This window comes from Thalassolituus oleivorans MIL-1, assembly GCF_000355675.1.
Lineage (GTDB): Bacteria > Pseudomonadota > Gammaproteobacteria > Pseudomonadales > Oceanobacteraceae > Thalassolituus > Thalassolituus oleivorans.
Genome location: NC_020888.1, coordinates 1669651 through 1691547 on the forward strand (window position 1 = coordinate 1669651; position 21897 = coordinate 1691547).

Genomic DNA, 21897 nt, shown 5'->3' on the forward strand with positions numbered 1-21897 from the left:
TGTAATTTATCAGTAGAGCTAAGTTTTTAGTTCGATGAATTAAGCTGATGATCAAATTAAGCTAATGCGAGGTTGGGGAAGTAATACTATGGATAAGGCTAAAATCACGATATCACAGCGGTTGTTGCTGACTTTTAGTGCAGTATTTCTTGTAGTCGCGGCCTATCTGTTTTTTGAGGTATTGCAATATCGTGATGATATGTTGCGTGAAAAAAAAATAGAGCTTGGTCAGCTAATTGATGCTCAATCTTCACAGATTCAGGCTGTGATTCGTTCAGCTCAAGGCATGTCTAACCGTGAAGCGAAAACCCAAGCGGCCAATCTTGTGCGCCAAGTTCGTTATGATCAAAAGCAGTACTTTTTTATTATTGATGAAGATTTGAATATGGTCGTACATCCCTATCAGCCGGTACTTGAAGGTCAGTCGATGTTGGAGGCCAAAGATTCAAAAAAACGTGAATTATTTCAACGCATGAAAACCGAAGCGTTTAAGGACCGAGTTGGGTATTTGGAATATGAATGGCCCAAGCCGGGTAGTGATATTCCAGTGCTAAAGTTGACGGCTGTTACCAAAGTATCGGGTACAGATTGGATTGTTGGTACTGGTGTTTATATAGACGAGCTAGATGCCGCAGTGAATCAGCGTTTTATTCGCGCTGGCATATTATTAACCGCTTGGGGGTTCGTCATGTGGCTGTTGGGTCATTATTTTGTGACTTCCATTCAGCGACCATTGGCGCGTATCGCACAAAACTTAACGGGTATGACTCAGGGCGATTTAAGTACTGAGTGTCCAACGTCCAGCACGGCTGAGATGGCTATCTTAGCGGAGGGCATTAATAGCATGCGCAAGAGAACGCAATCTCTCATTGCCGCAGTTCAAGACAATAGCCGTAATTTAACAAGGTCTACCGGAAAGTTAAAAACAAGCATGCTGATTGTAAGTGATGGCTCTGAGCGTCAGCACAAAGAACTTGATAGGATCGCGGAATCCATGACCATGATGGTGGATACGATATTCTTAATGGCGGGGCATGCGCGTGACGCAGCCGATGACATGCAGTCAGCTAGTCAGCATGCCTGTGAGGGCGAAACCATTATGGATCAAGCGCGCAATCGGGTGTTTTCATTGTTAGATCAACTCGAAACCTCCGCAGCGGCCATTACCGAACTCAATAGTTCAGCTGCTCAAATTGCCTCTGTTGCGGAGGTAATTGCTAGTATCTCAGAGCAAACTAATTTGTTGGCGTTGAATGCCGCGATTGAAGCTGCCCGAGCCGGAGAATCAGGGCGCGGTTTTGCGGTAGTCGCCGACGAGGTTCGCACATTGGCGCAACGCACAGGAGTTGCCACTGACGAGATTAAACAAGTGATTGAAGTGATCACCAGTGGTTCTAAAGCGGCCGTTGACGCGATGGAACAGAGTGCTGAAGAGACTAAGGCTTGTGCCGAAGATGTTGATCACGCCCAACAACAATTGGCACTTATTTCTACCGCTATGACGAAGGTTAAAGATCTTAATCTCCAACTGGCAGCCGGTATTACTCAGCAAGAACAGGTTGCCCGTGAAATGAATAATAATTTAGGTGAGGTCACACGTGCTGCAGACGAACATCAAGTGACCGCCAGACACTTAGATAAAGCTTGCAATGCTTTAACGGAACTCTCTGATTCGTTAGAGCAACAATTAACTCAATTCCGCACCGATACTGATATCAGGGCTGCAATCTAGATAATTCTTACCGACAGCTTTGGCTCGCACTGGTTTCAATCGCCGTGCGGGCTAAGCATAATGAGCCAACTCGAAATTAAGAATGGGCACGTTATGCAAAAGCGACAGCTAGGAACGACGGATATTCAAGTAACCGAACTTTGCCTCGGTACAATGACTTGGGGCGAACAAAATACCGAAGCGGAAGCACATCAACAACTCGACTTTGCCCTAGATGCGGGTATCAACTTTATCGATACCGCCGAAATGTATCCTGTGCCTCCTAAGGCAGAAACCCAAGGTCGTACGGAACAATATCTTGGAACTTGGATAGCTAAACGCGGCCGCCGTGATGACTTTATTCTGGCTACTAAAGTTGCAGGTCCTGGCGATTGGATGACGCATATTCGTAACGGCCCGCAACTCACCGCAGACCATATTCAGCAGGCATTGGATTCTAGTCTTAAACGCCTACAAACTGACTACATTGATCTTTATCAGATTCACTGGCCCGCTCGACCGACCAACTTTTTTGGCCGTCTTGGTTATGAACACGATGATGTAGAAACGACCCCGCTTGAAGAAACCTTGTTGGCATTAAAAACTCAATTAGAAAGCGGGAAGATACGACACTATGGTTTGTCCAACGAAACGCCGTGGGGCACGATGAAAGTTCTCGCGCTTGCTGATAAGTTGGGGATGCCTCGCCCAGTCAGTGTGCAGAACCCATACAACTTATTAAATCGTACTTATGAAATCGGTATGGCCGAAGTGTCGCATCGTGAGCAGGTAGGGTTATTGGCGTATTCGCCGATGGCATTTGGTATGTTGAGTGGCAAATACCTGAATGGACAACGACCAGAGAACGGTCGTATCACCTTATTTAGCCGTTTTACACGGTATACTAGTGAGCAATCCGAAGCTGCAATTACGCGCTATGTGGCACTTGCAAATGATATTGGTCTGTCACCGGCCCAGTTGGCACTCGCGTTTGTTACCCAACAAGGATTTGTTACTAGTAATATTATTGGTGCCACAACGATGGCGCAGTTGGAAGAAAATATTCGCAGCGTTGATGTAATATTAAGCTCGGATGTTTTGGCAGAAATTGAAGTAATTCATAAAGCCATTCCAAACCCAGCCCCATAACTAACACTCCAAATCGAGGCGGCGATGAACCGACAGCAAGCACTCTTTGGTCGTTTCAGTGCCGACCTTCCAGCGGGAAAAGTTGAATGGATCGGCGTTCGTCCAGCGCGCCGGGAACCTATGATTCGGATAACCGAGGCGGAAGCCATCGCCTCGCTTGGATTGAAGGGCGATCGTCGTATGGACGGCAGTCCTGGTTCTGGTCGGCAAGTGACGTTTATTAGCGCCGAACATATTGATGTAGTTGCCCAGCTACTGAAATACAGCAGTATTGATCCCGCGCGCTTACGCCGCAATATTGTTATTAGCGGCGTTAACTTAAATGCATTAAGGCATCAACAATTTCGTATTGGCGACGCCATATTTCTAGCAACTGCTGCCTGTCATCCTTGTTCTCGCATGGATGAAGTGTTGGGGCAGGGCGGTCATGCCGCGATGCTGGGGCATGGTGGCTTATGCGCAAAGATATTGCGTGGTGGCAGCATAAAAGTAGGAGATGAAGTCGTGTGTTTATTGGATGGCGAGCGTTTGCCTGAAGGGTAAATTGTTCGAATTAAGTTGCAACTCTTACGCTGTTTGGTTATTTGTAAGGGAAAACTAAGGACAGTGCGATGGAATTATTAAAACATTGGAAAGAAATCGTTAGTGTTGTGCTGGCAGGACAAAAGTCGAGCATTCATTGTTCTGTTGCATCCGTTGATAGCAACGGACTACCGAATGTCACGCCAATAGGCACCGTGTTTCTTCGGGATAATGCGACTGGGTATTATTTTGATACTTTCACCTCACAGCTCGCTAAAAATATTGAAACCAATCCTAATATCTGCCTGATGGCGGTGAATACCAAATCATCCTATTGGTTTAAATCACTATTAAAAGGACGGTTCGCGACACCGCCAGGTGTGCGTTTGTATGGAACGGTCGGTGAGCTGCGCGAAGCGACGGCGGCAGAAAAACAAACGATAGAGATAAGAATAAAACCAACTCGCTGGATGAAGGGTAGTCAACTGATTTGGTCCGACTTTACCCATGTGCGTGATATCCAATTTACCCACTTTCGACCTGTTCAGTATCCCAGAATGATGGCGCATTTGTGGAATGATTGAACCCTCGGTTTTGAAATTTCCAGAGCATGGAGCTATCAATTGACGAAAATTATTTTATTGTTTCTCGCGTTAGTTGTTTTTGATCAGCGCGATAAAATACTACATTACATTAATCCACCACCTGACTATGCCGCATTACATGATGGTAAGGTTATTTTATATGCCACCTCTTGGTGTGGTTACTGCAAAAAAGCTCGCCAATTTTTAGATCAAAAGAAGATTCCGTATTTCGAATATGATATTGAAAAATCGGAAGAGGGTAAGCGCCAGCATCGTGCGCTTGGTGGTAGTGGCGTGCCTGTTTTATTGGTAAACGGCAGTGTGATAAAAGGCTACAGTCCAAGTGAAATATTGGCGAACCTATAGAGGTTTAAGTAACGGTTTAAGTTGATGTAAATAACCCCTGCTTGCAGGGGTTATTTATGTTTAAGCAGCGTAAGTATTCTTACTCTGTAGTCGATTCACCCGCAATATATCGGGGTGCATCAGTTACGGTAGGAACCGCTTCGTTGTTTAGTGTCCCATTTACCGTAGTCGGCACCGGCACAGCAGGATCGTTCAATACTAAGCTAGTACATTGACCATCGGTACGTTCCATTTTTTGTTCGATCTCTAAGGCTTTAACTACGTATTCGTCATCGCTGCCAACGACCACCGCATCCGCTATATTAAATGCGGGTGTGAAGTAGCCGCGTTCTGTGTCCGTTAGGCTAGGAATTCCCCATAAATCGCCTAGTCCTCCGTAGTTAAGCATAACGGTTTGACCATCGTAATTACCGGCGCTGCCGGTGCGATCATTGGCATCTTCATGACGATAGGTGAATTCTAAGGGCTTATCGAAGCTTACGATGTCACCCGAAGAGTCAATAAGGGCTGCCTGACGATTCCAAGAATTAGGGCCAGTCTCAAATTCGTAGAAAACAGTCACAATTTCAGAATCATAAACATCAGTAGTCGCACTTAGGCTAGAGGTATCGGTTACCATACCGCCGGAGCGAACTCCCCACGGATGCTGATTGTTGCTGCTATTTTCTGAATCGGTTGGATAGGCAACGGCATCGGTACTGATCATTAGTTCAAGTGTATTCGCACCAGAATTGGATATGGTGTAAGTGATTGGAGATCCAACATCTGTGCTATCGGTTAAGTATGGGCCATCGTAGGTATCAAGATCCGACGATGTCATACCAGCCTTAGGACAGTTTTCATAGCAATAGAGAGTTGCGGTGCCGCTGTCGAATAATTCACCTGTACCTGTTTCATTACCGGTGACAAACTCCTGCTTGAAGAAGGTGATTGCCGTGCTGCCCTCAAGAAATTGAACGCCTCCGCCTAACTGATTTGAAAACATATGAAGGTTTTGGCCTGACATTAAACTCATTGCAACAGGTGACTCTAGCTCGACTCGATTTTGTCCGTTTTCACCATACTCAACAGTGGCTGTTTTAATAAAGTCACCAGATTCAGAATCGTATACAACGATAAAGTTGGTGCCAGTATTGTTCGAATTATTCCATTCAAAGTATTCGAACTCGATACCATCAATATCGGTTAAATTCAGTGATATAACGGTGTTTTTCATTAAGCGTCCCTTAGCTTGGATTAATTCATACTCAGTGCCGGTAGTACCATCGAAGGTTTCTCGTTGAACGGTAACACCAGAAAGATCGTCCTGACCTCCTTCGGTCCAAATACCCCAATAGCTGGCATAACCGCGTGAATCATAGTTACCATCAATATCTGCGTCATACAAAAATGGAAAGCCGGAATTTAATTCGACCGATGATCCGTTTGCTACTGAATATAAACCATAGCGCCAAACCGTTTCTGTAAAGCTATTGCGTGATAGGCAAGTGCCACTTTGGTCATCGTTTTTATAAGCCAGTTGCTCGAAGGTCGCCGCTTTTTGTAGTAGTAAATTGTCGCTGTTGTAAGAAATCGCAAAGGCTTTATTCGCCTCCGCGGCGTCGTTACCTATCTGGCGAAAGCCAGTTAATGCTATGCCGTTATCTTCCGATGGATTAACAACAACACTTGCCGCGGTTTCGTACATTTCTTCCGGCCCGCGAATGGATGACTCATATAAGGTAAAGCCTTGGAAGCCAGCAAGCGTATCAACCGTCGCTAACTCCCCTTTACCGTAAGCATCTGGATCGTCTGAATCGAGTGCATCTGAGAATTGGTAGCTAAGAACAAAAGAACCAAAAGGGTTTTGTTCTGAAGCGCCTTCACTGATAACTCCGTTAACTCGAATCGCCTGACTGGAATCACCGTTATCCATAACAAACCAAATATGCACATTCAATGGAGCATCCGACGCTTCGCCGCGAGTTGAGTCTACAGTGACTTCGGTGTAGTTAACGGCACCTTGGCTCCCGGAGCTTTGATCGTTATCGCCACTGTCGTTTTCAAAGCAACTATCCATATCTGCTAACACGGTATACGGCCCCTCATTGACCTCTAATTCAGGTTTTAGTTGGCCGATAAAACACAAAATACTATCAACAGTTGCGAGTGGTTCTAGTGCTTCCAACCATACGTGAGAACGCTGCGGAGCATCACTATAGTCTGTTCCCGTTTCGAGGAAGCCTCCTTCTGATGCTGGGGCTTGGGCAAGGAATGCTGGTGCTTGATTTGTATCTGATGCTTTCGGCTCTACCAAAGATATTTGTGACGGTAGAACTAAGTCTGAGGAACTAATGGTATTCGTTGTGTCGCTGCTGGCTGAGTCTGAAGCGCCATTGCTGCAGGCTCCCAGCGCCAAACACAAGTTGAGAGCAAGGAGTTTTCTAGTCATGATCTGAGGTCTCTATTCGGGGAGGTGGCTGCGATTTAATTGAGAAAATCAGCAGATGTTTTCACTCTAGTAGATGAATTAAAATGTGCCCGAAAAATAAGATGAGAATGATAAAAGCTAATTTTTCATAAACCTCTTCTTGTAATTACCATGACATTTTTACTGATTGGGTCGTTTTAGGACTTGCTTTCGGCTTGGCGGACTTCGCCCTTATTTGAGATTCTGTTGTACAATGTTATGAGGAATTTGCTAGCTTAGTAGCGTTTCTTAAGAGTTGAAAATAAACTAATTAATGTCACTACAGTAAATTTGGCATTGTATGATTTTTAACTTTCCGGTTTAGGAATGGTTTTTTGAAGTTTTAATTAGGCACGAAGCATGATCTTTTATATTTCTCATGGTATTGCAGGCTTGCTCGTATTCCTTTTCGGATATGAGCTCTTCAGAATATTCTTTGGTGATAGCGTTGAGGCCATAAAAGAGGAATTGCGCAAAGCGAGAGGGGATGAATTTAATAAGTTACTTCGGGGGGATTTCGGGAAGGCGTTGGAGGGTCAATTTGTTGAGTTTAAAATTATTTTTTTCTTTATGTTAATGCTAGCAATATTTTTCGCATTGGGCGCAATACTAAATGCGATTATTTCGGATGTTTTTGAGCGTTTACAATATTTTATGTAGCGATGACTTTGTTGGTGCGCTGTGCTCCAACGATATTAGAAATCGATGCTGTAATCACGAAATCCGCCATAGCCTCACCTAGAAATCTCGTGCTCTTCTCAGCAATGTGGGCTTTGATCGCCTATATCTATACCAAGGAATGATTCCTTGAGAATAAAACCTCCTCCGACTTGCGATTGCAGAAATTGGCCTATAATGAATGTCATTCCCGCTCTGTTTGTGTGGGCTTTGGCCGTCGGCGTATAGCAGTCAAGCCGCCTAATTTGAAGGATTGCCATAATGGTTCAGCGTAAAACAAAAATGGATGGTGTAGGAAAGACGTCGACTGTTTCTCTGAGTAAGCGTTTTTCCCTATTAATCATAGTACTCAGCGGTATCTTGCTGCTTGAAGCTGCCATGGTTATGAGTAAGAGTTGGGCGTTGGATTCATTAGCAGCTGGGGTAAGTAGCCATGATATTCCTATCTTGAATCGAGCCCATTCTCTTAAACTGGCGGTTGTAGAGGTACAGCAGTGGCTTACGGACATCAGTGCAACACGAGGTCTGGATGGACTTGATGACGGTTTTACAGAAGCTGAAGCAAATGCCGCACTCTTCACTCAGATAATTGGTGAGTTGCAGGTTCTCGATCCAGTCAACGCCTCCTCTTACAAGGAAATGCTACCGGTTTTTGATAACTATTATAAAACGGGTAAGAGTATGGCCCAAGCCTACGTGAGTGGCGGTCCTTCTGCTGGCAATGCCTTAATGTCTTCATTTGATGATGCTGCTTCAGCAATGTCAGAGCAGGTTGATGGCTTTCTTGCTCGCATAGAAGAACGTACAGATAAGCTCATGCTCGAGCAAAAATCATTAATTAGGTCGCTTGAATGGTGGTTTTTAGGTGTTTCTATATTGGTTTTTACGGGATTGATGTCACTTTACTTTGCTATGAAAGGGGCGCTGGCTTGGCTGCCTAGAATCGTATATGCATTGGATTTGATCGCTAAAGGAGATCTTACTCACGAAACGAAGTCACGGCGCAATGATGAAATTGGAGTTGTCGCGGAAGGGCTTGAAATAATGCGTAAGCAGCTAGTTGATGTGCTTCGGCGTGTGCGCGATTCAAGCCATCAGGTTTCATCCTCAACAGAATCTATGATGGTGATGGCGCAGCAAGCGAGCATAGGTTCAAACGCTCAGCAAAACGAAGTCGAGCAGGTTGCGACTGCAACAACTGAGTTAACAGCTAACGTTCAGCATATCGCAAGCAGTCTATCAGAAACGTCACAGTCGGCAGAAACTGTGTACGCAGATACTCGAAGTGCTAGCGAACTCGTGACTGGTGCCATTAGTGCAATGGATGATCTTTCGACTCAGGTCGACAATGCCTGTGACGCAGTACAATCCTTGGCGACAGAAACCGATAGCATCTCTTCGGTTTTGGATGTGATTCGTGGTATCGCCGAGCAGACTAACTTATTAGCACTAAATGCTGCTATTGAAGCAGCACGTGCTGGCGAGCAAGGGCGGGGCTTTGCCGTAGTTGCAGATGAGGTTCGATCTCTAGCCAGTCGTACACAACAATCGACTGAAGAAATTAATCGAATGATTGAACGCTTAGCAAAAGGATCAGAAAAAGCAGTATCGGTAATGAACTTAAGCCGAGACAAGGTACATTACGTTGTAGAACAAGTAGCGGGAGCTAATACATCACTGGAATCTGTTACTGCATCTGTGGGGCGGATTAAAGATATGAATGTGGATATAGCCCGTGCAACTGAGCAACAGAGTTCGGTCTTTTCTGAGATTAATTTAAATATTGACCGAATTAATCAGATGGCGGCGGAAACCGCTTCTGGAGCCAGTCATATGACCTCCGAAAATAAAAAGCTATCAGATACGTCGAGTGAGTTGGATCGGCTACTCAAACGCTTTAAGGTAGAGTCTTAATGAAGCTGAAGCTAGAGTTGATAAATATTTCGGCCAATTTAAATTTTTGAATTTGGCTTATATATTCTGTATATATCTAGATTTCCCCCTCTAAAATTTATTTCTTTAAAATTGTAAAGTCCCAGTGGTGTACTGGGGCTTTAATTTAAAAAATAACTGATGGGTATTGGTACTAATTATTAAAGATGTGAGTGTTCGAGACTGCATTCTCAGCTTCTTCACCCGTAACGCCAGGGCGAGAAACAACCACTTTTATCTCGTACCAACCGACATTGTCACCAAAGGCACTTTCTTTATCCCAAGCAAGTATGCAGGCAGCTCCCGATCGTTTGGCTGTTTGCTCCATCAGGCCGCCCGGGCGATTGCATGGAAAAAAGGAATTAGCATCTACAATTGCTGGCTTATAGTATTTTTGTATACGCCCATCTTCGTGTACGCCGTCATCTTTTAGGTGGGTATCGTCGTTACTGTATATTGTGCCGTAAGCAGAGGGCATGCATACGATCACACCACCTTCATCAATTTCATATTTGCCACCATCAGATTGGCCCCAGAAATTACGTACTTTGCCTTCAATACTCGCCCCCGAGAAAGCACTGTTCAGGCCATCGGATATAGCGTCAATACTTGGGTTTACAATGATACCTTCGCCATCCGTTGCGGCGTCTATACCCGCCTTAGTCACAGCTCCCACAATCTTAACCACACCGCCAACCCAAAACAGATTGGTTTTACTGAACGCGGCGGAGCCACCTCCGTAAATAACCCTTAATGTGTAGCCAGCTTCCATATTGTCTAAAATAATACCCTTGTCATTGTTGGTGCTTAAGCCCATCCAAATAGCGAGTACATCTGCTTTCGGATATTGCTCCCAAAGGCGCGAAAGGTCGATAATATTGTCGTTTAAGTCTATATCAGATGAGCTGGCCATGATGGTTTCCCTTTATCAATGGAATATTGAAAAATCATTCTGAGTAGACGAATTTACTATGTCAAACATCTTTGTTTTCGTTTTTTTGAATTTTTATAACGAAATGAGCTATAACATTAGGTGAGTCATCGTTAATAAATAATATGACTAATTGTTCAGTGTTATTTATGTGCTTATCACGGCTTGGACGGTGTTAGTTTCTGAGGAGCTGCTTAAAATTGCACGTATAAAAAAGGACCCAATAGGGCACTGCTGTCCCACAGTTTAGGGATCATATAACGAGCCTCATCTGAGGCTCATTTTTGTTTGGGTCGGGAGGCGACGGATTAAGCACCTCCTCAAGCGTCTTTCGCTCAAACAGATTCATCTGAAGCACCCTTAACATCCTCAGCACTGTCCAGCCAGAGCGTGCTGCATATCGCGCGTAAGCAACCAATAGATAGACCATCATCGCTATCCATATCTGAGTCATTACCGCATTCCGGGATCGTCCCAGAAACGTCTTAATAGACAGGCTCTGTTTGATGGCCTTAAAGAAGAGTTCAACCTGCCAACGATCCTTATAGATCCCAGCAATGGTTTTGGCTGAGAGGTCAAAATGATTGGTTAAAAACTCATAAGTCTTGTCTGTTTCTGAGCAATGGTAGACCACTCGTCTCATCGGAGGCGCACCTCGCTTCAGCGCATGTGCGCTGCTCGGCTGTATGTCCTGATCCGCTAATACACCACTGTTTGGCTTGACCGGATAGTCGGCATGAATCTCATAGACTGCATTGGCTCGTAGTCGGGTGACAAAGAAAATTCCTTTATCTGTCAGTGTCTTATACCACTCGTAGTCAAAGTATCCTTTATCGAAAGCAACGATGCTTCCCTTGGGAAAATCGAATTTTCGTCCTTCGATCATGTCGTTTTCATTGCCATCACTGAGTGCCACGAACTCTGGGATCAGAGTGCCATGATTCAGGCCGACACTCAGTTTCACGTTTGCGGTGTCTTCACGGTGCGCCGCCCAAGGAAACAAATTCATGGCCAGGTCAATGGCACTGGCATCCAGTGAATAGAGCGGATTCTTGAAGCGGAATTTGTGTTTGCCAGGTGTGTTCTTACAGCGGGCAAGCAACTTTCCGAATAGCCCTTGATAAAGCTCTGCTGGCTGCTTTTCATTGAGCCGGGCGAGTGTAGACCGAGCAATGGGCTTGGCCCCAAGGTGGTAGAGCTTATGGCGTTGAGCCTCCAGGTTAGATTGGACATCCCTCAGGCTCTGTCGATCAGAAACCTGGGATATAAACATGCCAATGAACTGATCCCATCGCGTAGCAGAGCGTAGTTTCTGGCCGGAATGATGGATTTTTGCGAGGGACTCAAATTCATGTCTCGAAACTGGTTTGAGCAACTGATGAAAAGCGGTGTTATGATGTGACAAAGCCTGATTCCTTGTTTTTTCTGGTGTGTGGTAACAACAGAATAACACTTGGAGTCAGGCTTTTTTGTTTGCTGTCCCAAACTGTGGGACAGCAGTGCCCAATAGGGTCCTTTTAAATTTCACACCGTTATTTCTATTGTCAGTGTTATGGCGCAGGTTGTGTAATTGTATTCATATCTAGCGTAACGGCTGTTTGTGATAAAAGCCTGACGTTCACTGTTGTGCCGGAAATTACGACAGTTTTAGGTAGTTGCGCGGCGACTAGTGCTCTCAGCACAGCATCGAGGTGTTATAAGAAGTGTTGCTTAGTGTTAATTCCGCCTTGAACAGGGCCTCAGGCGGGAGGAGAGGTGTCCATCATGCGCTATTTAAGTAGAACTAGGTAAACTATTTTATTTTAAGGTGAAATTTAAATGGTGTCGGTTTGCCTTGCTGATCGTTAAATAATTGCGTTTTATACGCCTTTATAGCTTCACTGGCTAAGTTATTTCCACCTAATTCAATGCGTTGGTAATGCGCTAAAGTTTTCTCTAAATAATTTTGGCATATAACTGCCTGCTGTTTTGAATCCGCTTGCCAGATTGCTTTACCGGTAGGGCTGATTTCTGCGTTTTTGTTCGATTGGTTAGAGACCAATAGAATTTCATAAAAGCGCTTATTTTCTTCAATTAAGCTTTCTTGCTTTAGGCTAAATTGATAGCTTCTTAGGAGTTTTCGTAAGGCAAATTGATGATGTACAGGGCAGAGCAAAAAATCAATGTCAGTATTTGGATGGTTTTTAATAATCGTATCGATAAAGCGCATCATTAAATCGCCACCAACGCCAGCAATAATGACTAGATGTTTACCTTGAAAGTCTTTAAGGGGGAGTTGAGTAACGTCAAGACAGTGGGTCTGCCAATTATAATCTTCTAGGGGATAAAATTGGTTTAGTTTACGGCTGAGCGTGTGCATCAGTTCCGGAACAATGTCCACAAAGTGTATGGTTGCTCTAGTGTTATGTTGCCTGTCTTTTGTTAGCAAAGAAGCGCCAAGCAACCCATGATCACAGCAGCAGTCCCAGATATGCTGGTAGTCTGCTGCAACCATGGATTTTAGCTGACCTAATCGTTTACTAAGTTTCACGATTGTCGTCGATAAGCGTTGAGCTTACTTTTTATCAACTTTCCAACTTGATGCCATGCGTAATAATACTTTAGGGATAACTGTGACGTTCAGCATTAACCACTGGAATACAGAGGTCGGCTTAGCGTATTTGGTAAGTTCCAGCATGGTTTTATAAATTGCTTCATCAAATGGGAACCACCATGCATTGTTTTTATTAATGCCCGGCATTAGATCCCAGTTAATGATTTTAGATTCGCTGACTTCGTGCAAACCGAGCGCACCGTGAGTGCGACCAATCCCTGATTCTTTCGGTCCGCCCCATTCGGTGTTGGCGATGCCGTGGGTATACAGGTGGTCATTAATTGCAATGGCTCCTGCTTCTAATTGCATCGCCACACGTTTACCGCGCGCGTTGCTGCTAGTCCATACAGATGCACTTAAACCGTATTGTGATTTATTTGCCAGTTCAATGGCTTCAGCTTCCGAACGTACTTTGACGATTGGCATGAAAGGCCCAAAAATCTCTTCTTGGATAAACGCCATATCCGGCGTTACGTCGGTGAGTAGCGTTGCAGGGAAGAAGTAACCTTTTTGCTCGCCTACAGGTTGAGACTGAGCAGCAATAGTGGCGCCATTATCAAGCGCTAATTGCAGCTCTTTTTCTAACGTTTGAAATTGCTTTTCCGTAGTGACTGAACCTAAGTCAACATCGTAGCCATTGGAGCCGTGACGCAGTGCTTTAGTTTTAGCAATGCTCATTGCAACAAACTCGTCATATACTTTTTCGTGCACGTAAACGCGCTTTACGCCACCGCAAGATTGACCGGCGTTTTGGTAGGCAGCCCACATGCCACCATTGACAGCTCGTTCAATGGAAGCATCTTCCAAAACGATCATGGCATCGTTACCGCCAAGCTCTAAACTGCAGGGTACTAAATATTCTGCGCAAGACTTCATTACTTGCTTACCAGCAAAGGTAGAACCGGTGAAGAATATTTTGTTAGCGCCATTTTCAAGCATTGAATCAAGCACTTTCGAGCCAGAACCCACTACATGAGTAAATAATCCTTCGGGTAAACCGGAGGCTTTGACGACTTGTTCAATGGCTTGGCCAACCAGTGGTGTTTGCGCAGCAACTTTCAATACAACCGCGTTACCTGCCATCAGAGCCATGACCAATTCACCAAATGGAATGCTGAATGGGTAGTTCCATGGGCTAATGATCCCCAAAGTACCGATAGGTTGATAAACGCGCTTCGACCACTTGTTGAAAAACAACATGGATGACGGCGGCAATAATTGATCTTTCAATATTTTTGGCGCGTTTTTAACATACCAAGTAGCACCCATAATGGATGGCAATACTTCGGTATTCAGAGCGTCGATTTTCAGCTTGCCATTGTCTTGACTGATGATTTCAGATAACTCATCGGCATGATCACGAATGTAGTCGGCCATTTTTAACACGTACTTGCCACGCGCTTTATACGACAGCTTTGCCCATTCCTTTTGGGCTGCTTTAGCACGTTTAAATACGTCTTCAAATTCGGCTTTAGTGGTTAAAGGTAAGCGACCAATCTCTTCCATCGTGGCGGGATTGATACTTACTTCGTAAGCGACTTCTGCATTCATGTGGGATACCTGTTCTTATATATTGAACTTATTTTATGGTCAGATCTCGGTTCTTAGATCTTAGTGGCCGCGTTAGGCGGCAGAATGGCGGTTATGCTATCACAATGGGGTTAGATCAATAACAAAGGAAGGGGTGTTTTTTAGCCAATATTCGGACAAAACATGCGATAGTTCAGCTATCCGTGTATTGTTAATACGATATTTCAATGAGGCGAAGTAGATCTCTATATGGTCGATATAAACAGCAGTGGATTTGAACTACCGCCGCAGCCATGCAAAGAAAATGGTGATCCAAGGCGAGTGGGCTTTGAACTTGAATTTTCGGGCATCGATTTGATTCAGACTGTCGATACGGTTGAGCGCGTACTAAACGCGCATATTAGTCATAAAACCGAAGCCGAGGTTGAACTGACGAGCACCGAATTTGGCAAGTTCAATATCGAAATAGACTGGGCTTACCTCAAGTCAAAAGCCGCTAAAGAAAGTGGCCCAAATGAAGATCGTACATGGGTCGATCTACTTAGCCGTGTCGCCCCTCTGTTGGTTCCTATCGAAGTGGTTTGCCCACCTATCGCTGTTACTCGGTTAAACGAGCTATTACCAATGGTTGATGCATTGCGCGAGGCAGGTGCTGTTGGTACAGAGGAATCATTTATTTCTGCGTACGGCGTTCACGTTAATGTTGAGTTACCTGATCTAACGGCGAAGACATTAGGCACTTATATTCGAGCCTATGCGTTGTTGCAATGGTGGATAGTGGATACTCATAAAATCGACATTGCGCGGCGTATTAGCCCCTATATTGACTTGTATTCAAAAGCCTACTTAAGGCAGGTTTTATCACATCCAAACGCGGATATGGATCAAATATTTGACGACTATTTAGAGCACAATCCGAGTCGTAATCGCGGCTTAGATCTGTTGCCATTGCTAGCTACGATAGATGAAAAAAGAGTCCGAAGTGTCGTTGATGACCCACGAATTAAAGCGCGCCCAGCATTTCATTATCGTTTGCCAGATTGTCGTATTGAACATAGCGATTGGTCGTTGCTAGTGCCTTATAACTCTTGGCTAGTGGTCGAGAAACTAGCCAATATGCCAGAAGCTATTACTGAGCTATCGGCGGAATTTTTAAGTATCGAACGTCAGCGTCCACTGCTGGATATAAGTCGAACAGAATGGGTTGAGACAATAGATCAATGGCTAAAAGACCACGCGTTGGTGTAACCGGAAATGCACGTCGATGGGCTCCAAGTTGGTGGTGTACGTCATTCGCATTGCGGCTTATCGGTGCAACTCCTGAGCGAATTACAGTAGAGCATTCGCCGAGTGGACATCCATTAGATGCGTTAATTATTGGTGGCGGGAACGATATCGCGCCTGAACATTATGGTGGTGATATTAATGCAAAAAGTAAAACAGATCCCGAACGCGATGCGCTAGAAATACAATGGATTAAAAAGGCACTAGATCAGGGCATTCCATTGCTTGGTATTTGCCGTGGGGCTCAGTTAATAAATTCAGTATTGGGTGGCTCGTTATTCCAGGATATACGCGATACCCGAGTGCATACTCGGAATCGTCCTAGTTTATTACCAACTAAGCATGTCACGCTTGACCCCGAGTCTGGAATAGCAGGCATTTGCAAGCGAGGAGCGCTGTGGGTTAACAGTTTACATAGCCAAGCGGTTAATCGTCCTGGAGAAGGCTTAAAGGTAGTGGGGCGAGATCGTGATAATATTGTGCAGGCTATTGAAAGCACTACTGGTGCGCCAGTAAAAGGCGTGCAATGGCATCCCGAATATTTATTTTATCTACCGTCACAATTGGCGTTATTTCGTTGGTTGGTGTCGTGTGTGAAAGTGGGTCGATGATTCTCTATTTCTAACGTTCGAGCATCTTTGTGATTTCTTATTTATTGTTATTTAGTTCCGCATTTTTAGCCGCAACTATCCTACCGTTTTACTCTGAAGTACTGCTATATGCGCTACTGCGCGATGGTGGAGATCCGTGGATCTTGGTAGCTGTCGCAACCTTAGGCAATACGCTGGGGGCAGTTGTTAACTGGGTCCTTGGGCTTTATATACTAAAATTTCAAAATAAGCGCTGGTTCTATTTTTCACATAAACAAATCGAAAAAGCGCAGGCATGGTTTCAACGGTATGGCGTATGGTCGCTCTTGCTAGCATGGCTGCCATTAGGTGGTGATGCGTTGACCCTGATAGCTGGCATTATGCGGGTTAAGTTTTGGCCGTTCTTGTTATTGGTAGGAATAGGAAAGGGTCTGCGCTATATATTTGTGGTGTATGTGGCGGGTTGGGTTTAATACTCTTTGTTAAGGTAGGTTTAATTGATCAGGGTGCGAGCAAGCTAAGTAAGTTACTTTTGTTATTATTAAAAAATAAAAGCACTCAATTATTGAGTGCTTTTTCTTCAGTACTTATAACTTCCGGCCTTTGGCTAATTAAATACAAGCGCCAGCACAGTGCGATTGCCGCACAAGACAGGCCAATCACTAATCCCATCCAAAAACCTTTAGCCCCCAGTTGCGTGCTTTCGCCATAGGCCAGCCAGTATCCTGAGGTCAGGCCAATTAACCAGTAGGCGACGAAGGTAATTATCATTACAGCGACCGTGTCGCGATAACCGCGCAAAGCTCCGGCGGCGGCAATTTGCGCGGCATCCGATATTTGAAAGATAGCGGCATAAATCATTAAGGAGGACGCTACAGCAACCACCAGCGGATCGGGGGAGTAGAGTCCGGCGATATAGCTTGCACCCAAGACAATAATTGTCGCGTTAAACAGTGCTAGTCCGAAGTTAAGCTTTACACCGAGCCAAGCCGTGGTTCGTGCGGCGATAATATCTTTACTGCCAAGGTGATGACCCACTCGAACGGTGAGCGCCATACCAGCGCTTAGCGGGATCATAAAGGTGAGCGATGAAATATTCAGTGCTACCTGATGACCAGCGACGACGGTTGGCCCTAAATCGGTAATAAGAAGGGCAATCACGGTAAATAAGCTTACTTCAAAAAAGATGGCAATGCCTATGGGCATACCGATACGAAATAGGTCTTTGACGTATTCCATATTGGGGTGACGTACGTGTTCCCAGAGTGGGAATTCTTTAGTGATACGACGCTGGCGTGTATCCCATGCGTTGGCCACCATTAAAAATAGAATGACGAGCAAGCTGCCTACACCACAACCGGGGCCGCCCATTTCTGGCATGCCCAGCGCACCGTATACAAAAATATAATTGAGTGGAATATTCATTAGTAGTGCTACCAGCATAATGCGCATTGGGAATACGGCATGGTTTACCGCTTCGGCGTAAAAGCGGTAGGCCAAGTAAATGCCAGACGGTGGCATACCGAGTGCAATAAAATAGAGATAATCGCGAGCAATGATGGCGGTAGCGGTGTCTTCAATTATGCTAGGTAGACTGTAAGCGATAGCGGCTACGACGATACCGGCTAAGGCTCCGGCGACAAGCCCTAGATAGATGGCAGCAGCCAATAACCTTGGCATGGCGTCGCGTTGACGTGCGGCATTCATCTGCGCAGTCATAGGAGATAGCGCCACCAATATACCTGCCAGCAGCATCCAAATAGGCATCCAAATGGCAGTGCCGATTGCTACACCAGCAAGATCGCGAGTGCTAACATAGCCAGACATGATGGTATCAATCGTACCCATGCCAATTTGTGCTAATTGAGTCGCAAGAATGGGCAAAGTCAGGCGTATAATGGCTTTAACTTCTTGAGCTTTAAACGTCATGCCGCTAGTGTCCGTGATTCATAGGGGGTGCGATGATTAAAAATAGTTGTCGCGGCGCATTTTGCACTTAACACCGAGTAAGAACCAGCCAGATACCGATTTATTACTATGCCGATGTCAAATAACAGCGTTCCATTACATACCCTTCCGTTGGAGGGGGACTCTTTAGCTATTCCGCTACGCGTACTGGATGTTCAAGATTTGATTGAGTTGTTTGATGGCTTGTTTGCGCACAGTGAAAACACGCGTCTGATTGCTGGTGATAATGAGCCGGAATATTTACCTGCAAACGATGAGTGTTCATATCATCGCCTAATTTTCGCTCATGGTTTTTACGCCTCAGCACTGCATGAAATCAGCCATTGGTGTATCGCAGGTAAACCGCGGCGCTTGTTGGTCGATTTCGGTTATTGGTATGAACCTGATGGCCGCAGCCCGGAACGCCAGCGAGAGTTTGAACATGTAGAGGTTAAACCTCAGGCGCTTGAGTGGATTTTGTCTGAGGCTTGCGGTCGTAAGTTTTACCTTAGTACTGATAATTTGAACGGCGATCCGGTCGCGGTGGCGGCGGGTATTGCGCGTTTTCGGGCTGCGGTGGTAAAACAGGCACAAAACTACCTTGCAAATGGCCTTCCTATGCGGGCAAGCGTATTAAAAAAGGCCCTGTTAGATTATTATCAACGACATTCACAATTTGGTGCGCACCTGTTTGCACCAGAACGAATATAGAGCGGAGCAGGTTTTGTTAAAAAAACTGTTAAAAGCAGTTTCGGGAAAGAGTAAGGCGCCGACCAATACGCCACCGAAGCAGCAATCCAAAAGCACGGCAGATACTAAAAAGCCAGCCGTCGCGAAGACATCCACTGCCAATAAGGGCAGTAAGCCGGCTAACACTACGGCAAAGACAAATGGTCCGCAGCACGCTGCGGGTCGCGAAAAGCACGAACATAAGCGCACTAAAGCAAATGCGGTTGTCGAAGCGCCGTGGGATATCAGCCAATTTAAGGTTGAACCTGAAGAAGGCAAAACGCGTTTCCACGACTTAGACCTTCCAGATTCTGTGATGCAGGGCATTCATAAACTCGGCTTCACTTATTGCACGCCTATTCAGGCCGAGAGTTTACCAGCAGCCTTGCGCGGTCGGGATACCATTGGCCAAGCACAAACGGGCACGGGTAAGTCGGCAGCGTTTTTGTTAACCATTTTAAATCGCTTGCTCACTAATGTACCGGCAGAGCGTTTTGCCAGTGAACCCCGTGCTTTGGTAATTGCGCCAACGCGTGAGCTAGTGATGCAAATTGGCAAAGACGCTGAAGGTCTGGCCAAGTATACCGGCTTGAATGTTCTGACCGTCGTTGGCGGTATGGATTACGAGCAGCAACGTAAGGTTTTACGTGATGAAGTCGTCGATATTCTGGTGGCTACACCGGGACGTTTGATTGACTTTATGCGCAGCCAAGATGTGTTCCTCGATCAGATTGAAGTATTGGTGCTAGACGAAGCCGATCGCATGTTAGATATGGGCTTTATCCCTGATGTTCGTCGCATCGTGCGTTCAACGCCGCCCAAAGATGAGCGTCAAACGCTGCTGTATTCAGCAACGTTCAACTACGATGTTCGTATTTTGATCGACCAGTGGACCAAAGATCCGCATCAGGTCGTGATTGAGCCTGAGCAAGTAACGACAGATCGCGTCGTGCAGAAGTGCTACTTAGTGGCAGAGTCTGATAAGTACCGTGTGCTTGAGCAGGTGCTAAACGAAGAAAAACCAGAACGTTGCATTATCTTCGCTAACCGTCGTGATTTAACTCGTAATCTCTGCGACAAACTAAATAAGCACGGTCATGTGTCTGTGTTGTTGTCTGGTGAAGTTGCGCAGCAAAAACGCGTGCGCACGCTGGAACGCTTCCGCGATGGGCATGTGAATATTTTAGTGGCAACCGATGTTGCTGGTCGTGGTATTCACGTTGATGGCGTTAGCCATGTGATTAACTACACCTTGCCAGAAGATCCTGAAGATTATGTTCACCGTATTGGTCGTACTGGCCGTGCAGGTGCTATGGGTGTATCTATTAGCCTAGTATCTGAAGACGATGCATTTGTGTTGCCTGATCTAGAAAAGTATTTAGGCATGAAGCTCGAACTTACTCAGCCATAGACTTGGTGGGTTAATTAGAACGCGCGGTGGCCAATTTGCCGCGCGAGAAAGATGATTTGATATGAGTGCATGGACCACATGACGATCAAAAAAATAATAATTATGGGTCTGTTTGGTAGCTTGTTAAATTTTCCACTCGCTGTCTGCACTCATGCAGAGCAGGGTGACGTGATTGACGCTGCTGAAAGCCTTAACGCTACTAATGCTGAGTCAGCGCCAGAGGATGGGGCAGTTACCTTAGACGAGCCGGTAGCAACACCTATTGTTAAGGGGGCGCTTGCCGTTACCCCGGAATGGACTGAGGCCTTTTTACACCGCACGCATTCGCCATTACTTGATGATCACGTAAACGATAAAGTGATGTCGTTTTACTTTTTTGGCCGTCATGGCGAGCGCACCCTGATTGGTTTAGAACGAGTGCGCGGAGAGGACTATCACCAGTATTTCACTCTATTGGTGTTTGATAACCAAACCTTGTTAGGTTTTTATCGCCATATTCATAGCTTTCCTACCAAAATATTGTCGTCGGGTGAGGTGCGTTTCCCTCGAGGCTACAACACTAAGCTAATCTTCAACGTATTGTCTGATACGTTTCCTACGCTATGCCAAGGCAAATTTATGCCGTGCATACCATGGATGGCTAATGGTTCTGTCACGTCGTTTGAAGATTTGATTAAGTCGCCACAAGAAGAAGCGGCGATTAGTCAGGTCGAGAATACAGATTAAGTCGTCTGGACTGGGTTAAACCATTAGATTTAAGCGCGGACCGATTAAACTGGCTAGCCAGTCTCCAGCGTCCATTGGTAGGTCGTGTCCCGCGGTAGGATGTGTATCCAAGGGCTTTTGCCATTTTGATGCAATACGTGCGGTACAGGCTGACTTTACTAAATGATCTTTTTCCGCATTGTAAAACCACACATCTTTAATCGGTGCCGTTAACGGTCCGCGGTAGCGGCTAGCGGCCCACATCTGAGCGATTCCATTTCCCCACGTTAAAGGATGCTCGCGATTAAACGCTAGCCACCGATCTTGCAAGGATTTGCGATCCGCTAAATTCATGGTCCAGCGCATAATGCAACTTTCTAATCGATCTCGGCCCGTGGCGTGTGCAACTAGTGATAGAAGTGCGGGTGCTTGCATGCGCTGCCATGGCAAAGACATATTCGCCAAACTGGTATTAATAAGATGCATGGCGGCGATTTCCGCGGGATAGCAACGCGCCCATTCCATCGCAATCATGGCGCCCATAGAGACAGCAACAATGATAACTGGCCCGTTATGTTGGGCGATCACTTGTTGGCGTACATCTTTCATTAATGCATGAATACTGGCGGGGGTTTTTTCGTTAAAGCGAAAACCGTTGCCGGGGATTTCAGGTCGAATGATATTCGTGCACCAAGGTGCTAATCGTTCAGGGAAATCTCCCCAGTGGAAATTACTGCGAATTAATCCTCGTAGCATAACCACCGGCGGCAAGAGAGAATCTGGCAT

General features: G+C 45.5%; 20 protein-coding genes. 13 read left to right on the forward strand and 7 right to left on the reverse strand.

Annotated features, from left to right (window positions below; all coding sequences use genetic code 11):
* Positions 1-88 precede the first annotated feature (88 nt).
* From TOL_RS07460 to TOL_RS07480, 5 genes are all read left to right on the forward strand, one after another.
* Complete coding sequence (locus tag TOL_RS07460; RefSeq protein ID WP_015486707.1) at positions 89-1732, forward strand: methyl-accepting chemotaxis protein; 1644 nt, start codon at positions 89-91, stop codon at positions 1730-1732.
* A 93-nt stretch (positions 1733-1825) separates the two neighbouring features.
* Positions 1826-2860, forward strand: coding sequence for an NADP(H)-dependent aldo-keto reductase (locus tag TOL_RS07465; protein ID WP_041588805.1), 1035 nt, complete (start codon positions 1826-1828; stop codon positions 2858-2860).
* Positions 2861-2884: 24 nt separating this feature from the next.
* Positions 2885-3403, forward strand: coding sequence for an MOSC domain-containing protein (locus TOL_RS07470; protein WP_015486709.1), 519 nt, complete (start codon positions 2885-2887; stop codon positions 3401-3403).
* A 68-nt stretch (positions 3404-3471) separates the two neighbouring features.
* Positions 3472-3966 carry a pyridoxamine 5'-phosphate oxidase family protein gene (locus tag TOL_RS07475; protein WP_015486710.1) on the forward strand — a complete coding sequence of 165 codons (495 nt, stop codon included), beginning with the start codon at positions 3472-3474 and terminating at the stop codon, positions 3964-3966.
* A 39-nt stretch (positions 3967-4005) separates the two neighbouring features.
* On the forward strand, positions 4006-4332 hold the full coding sequence (locus TOL_RS07480) for a glutaredoxin family protein (RefSeq protein ID WP_015486711.1): 327 nt from the start codon (positions 4006-4008) through the stop codon (positions 4330-4332).
* Between the two features lie 79 nt (positions 4333-4411).
* Here the strand turns inward: TOL_RS07480 and TOL_RS07485 are convergent, their stop codons facing one another.
* Positions 4412-6763 (reverse strand): hypothetical protein, encoded by a 2352-nt coding sequence (locus TOL_RS07485; RefSeq protein WP_015486712.1) that lies wholly within the window; start codon positions 6761-6763, stop codon positions 4412-4414.
* 378 nt (positions 6764-7141) lie between these two features.
* On the opposite strand from TOL_RS07485, the gene TOL_RS07490 reads away from it, so the two are divergent.
* Positions 7142-7441, forward strand: coding sequence for a hypothetical protein (locus TOL_RS07490; protein ID WP_015486713.1), 300 nt, complete (start codon positions 7142-7144; stop codon positions 7439-7441).
* A gap of 279 nt (positions 7442-7720) precedes the next feature.
* A complete protein-coding gene (locus TOL_RS18280) occupies positions 7721-9373 on the forward strand; it encodes a methyl-accepting chemotaxis protein (protein ID WP_015486714.1) in 1653 nt (550 codons plus the stop codon).
* A gap of 172 nt (positions 9374-9545) precedes the next feature.
* On the opposite strand, the gene TOL_RS07500 is transcribed toward TOL_RS18280, so the two are convergent.
* From TOL_RS07500 to TOL_RS07515, 4 genes are all read right to left on the reverse strand, one after another.
* Positions 9546-10304 (reverse strand): hypothetical protein, encoded by a 759-nt coding sequence (locus TOL_RS07500; RefSeq protein WP_015486715.1) that lies wholly within the window; start codon positions 10302-10304, stop codon positions 9546-9548.
* A 271-nt stretch (positions 10305-10575) separates the two neighbouring features.
* Complete coding sequence (locus TOL_RS07505) at positions 10576-11727, reverse strand: IS4 family transposase (protein ID WP_041588441.1); 1152 nt, start codon at positions 11725-11727, stop codon at positions 10576-10578.
* Positions 11728-12114: 387 nt separating this feature from the next.
* Positions 12115-12852, reverse strand: coding sequence for a tRNA (adenine(22)-N(1))-methyltransferase (locus tag TOL_RS07510; protein ID WP_081601097.1), 738 nt, complete (start codon positions 12850-12852; stop codon positions 12115-12117).
* 24 nt (positions 12853-12876) lie between these two features.
* A complete protein-coding gene (locus tag TOL_RS07515) occupies positions 12877-14466 on the reverse strand; it encodes an aldehyde dehydrogenase family protein (RefSeq protein ID WP_015486718.1) in 1590 nt (529 codons plus the stop codon).
* 228 nt (positions 14467-14694) lie between these two features.
* Between TOL_RS07515 and TOL_RS07520 the strand changes: the two genes are divergently transcribed.
* Genes TOL_RS07520 through TOL_RS07530 form a run of 3 tightly spaced genes read left to right on the forward strand, consistent with a single transcriptional unit; the run spans position 14695 to position 16792 of the window.
* On the forward strand, positions 14695-15693 hold the full coding sequence (locus TOL_RS07520) for an amidoligase family protein (RefSeq protein WP_015486719.1): 999 nt from the start codon (positions 14695-14697) through the stop codon (positions 15691-15693).
* Positions 15666-16340: a gamma-glutamyl-gamma-aminobutyrate hydrolase family protein gene (locus tag TOL_RS07525; RefSeq protein ID WP_015486720.1), complete on the forward strand. Its 675-nt coding sequence runs from the start codon at positions 15666-15668 to the stop codon at positions 16338-16340. The genes TOL_RS07520 and TOL_RS07525 overlap by 28 nt, the downstream gene beginning before the upstream one ends.
* Positions 16341-16369: 29 nt before the next feature.
* Positions 16370-16792 carry a YqaA family protein gene (locus TOL_RS07530; protein ID WP_015486721.1) on the forward strand — a complete coding sequence of 141 codons (423 nt, stop codon included), beginning with the start codon at positions 16370-16372 and terminating at the stop codon, positions 16790-16792.
* An 85-nt stretch (positions 16793-16877) separates the two neighbouring features.
* Here the strand turns inward: TOL_RS07530 and TOL_RS07535 are convergent, their stop codons facing one another.
* Positions 16878-18248, reverse strand: coding sequence for an MATE family efflux transporter (locus TOL_RS07535; protein ID WP_015486722.1), 1371 nt, complete (start codon positions 18246-18248; stop codon positions 16878-16880).
* 108 nt (positions 18249-18356) lie between these two features.
* Between TOL_RS07535 and TOL_RS07540 the strand changes: the two genes are divergently transcribed.
* From TOL_RS07540 to TOL_RS07550, 3 genes are all read left to right on the forward strand, one after another.
* On the forward strand, positions 18357-18977 hold the full coding sequence (locus tag TOL_RS07540; RefSeq protein ID WP_015486723.1) for an elongation factor P hydroxylase: 621 nt from the start codon (positions 18357-18359) through the stop codon (positions 18975-18977).
* Positions 18978-18990: 13 nt separating this feature from the next.
* Positions 18991-20406, forward strand: coding sequence for an ATP-dependent RNA helicase RhlB (rhlB, locus tag TOL_RS07545; protein WP_015486724.1), 1416 nt, complete (start codon positions 18991-18993; stop codon positions 20404-20406).
* A 78-nt stretch (positions 20407-20484) separates the two neighbouring features.
* Positions 20485-21132 (forward strand): hypothetical protein, encoded by a 648-nt coding sequence (locus TOL_RS07550; RefSeq protein ID WP_041588442.1) that lies wholly within the window; start codon positions 20485-20487, stop codon positions 21130-21132.
* A 15-nt stretch (positions 21133-21147) separates the two neighbouring features.
* Here the strand turns inward: TOL_RS07550 and TOL_RS07555 are convergent, their stop codons facing one another.
* Positions 21148-21897, reverse strand: coding sequence for an alpha/beta fold hydrolase (locus TOL_RS07555; protein WP_015486726.1), 750 nt, complete (start codon positions 21895-21897; stop codon positions 21148-21150).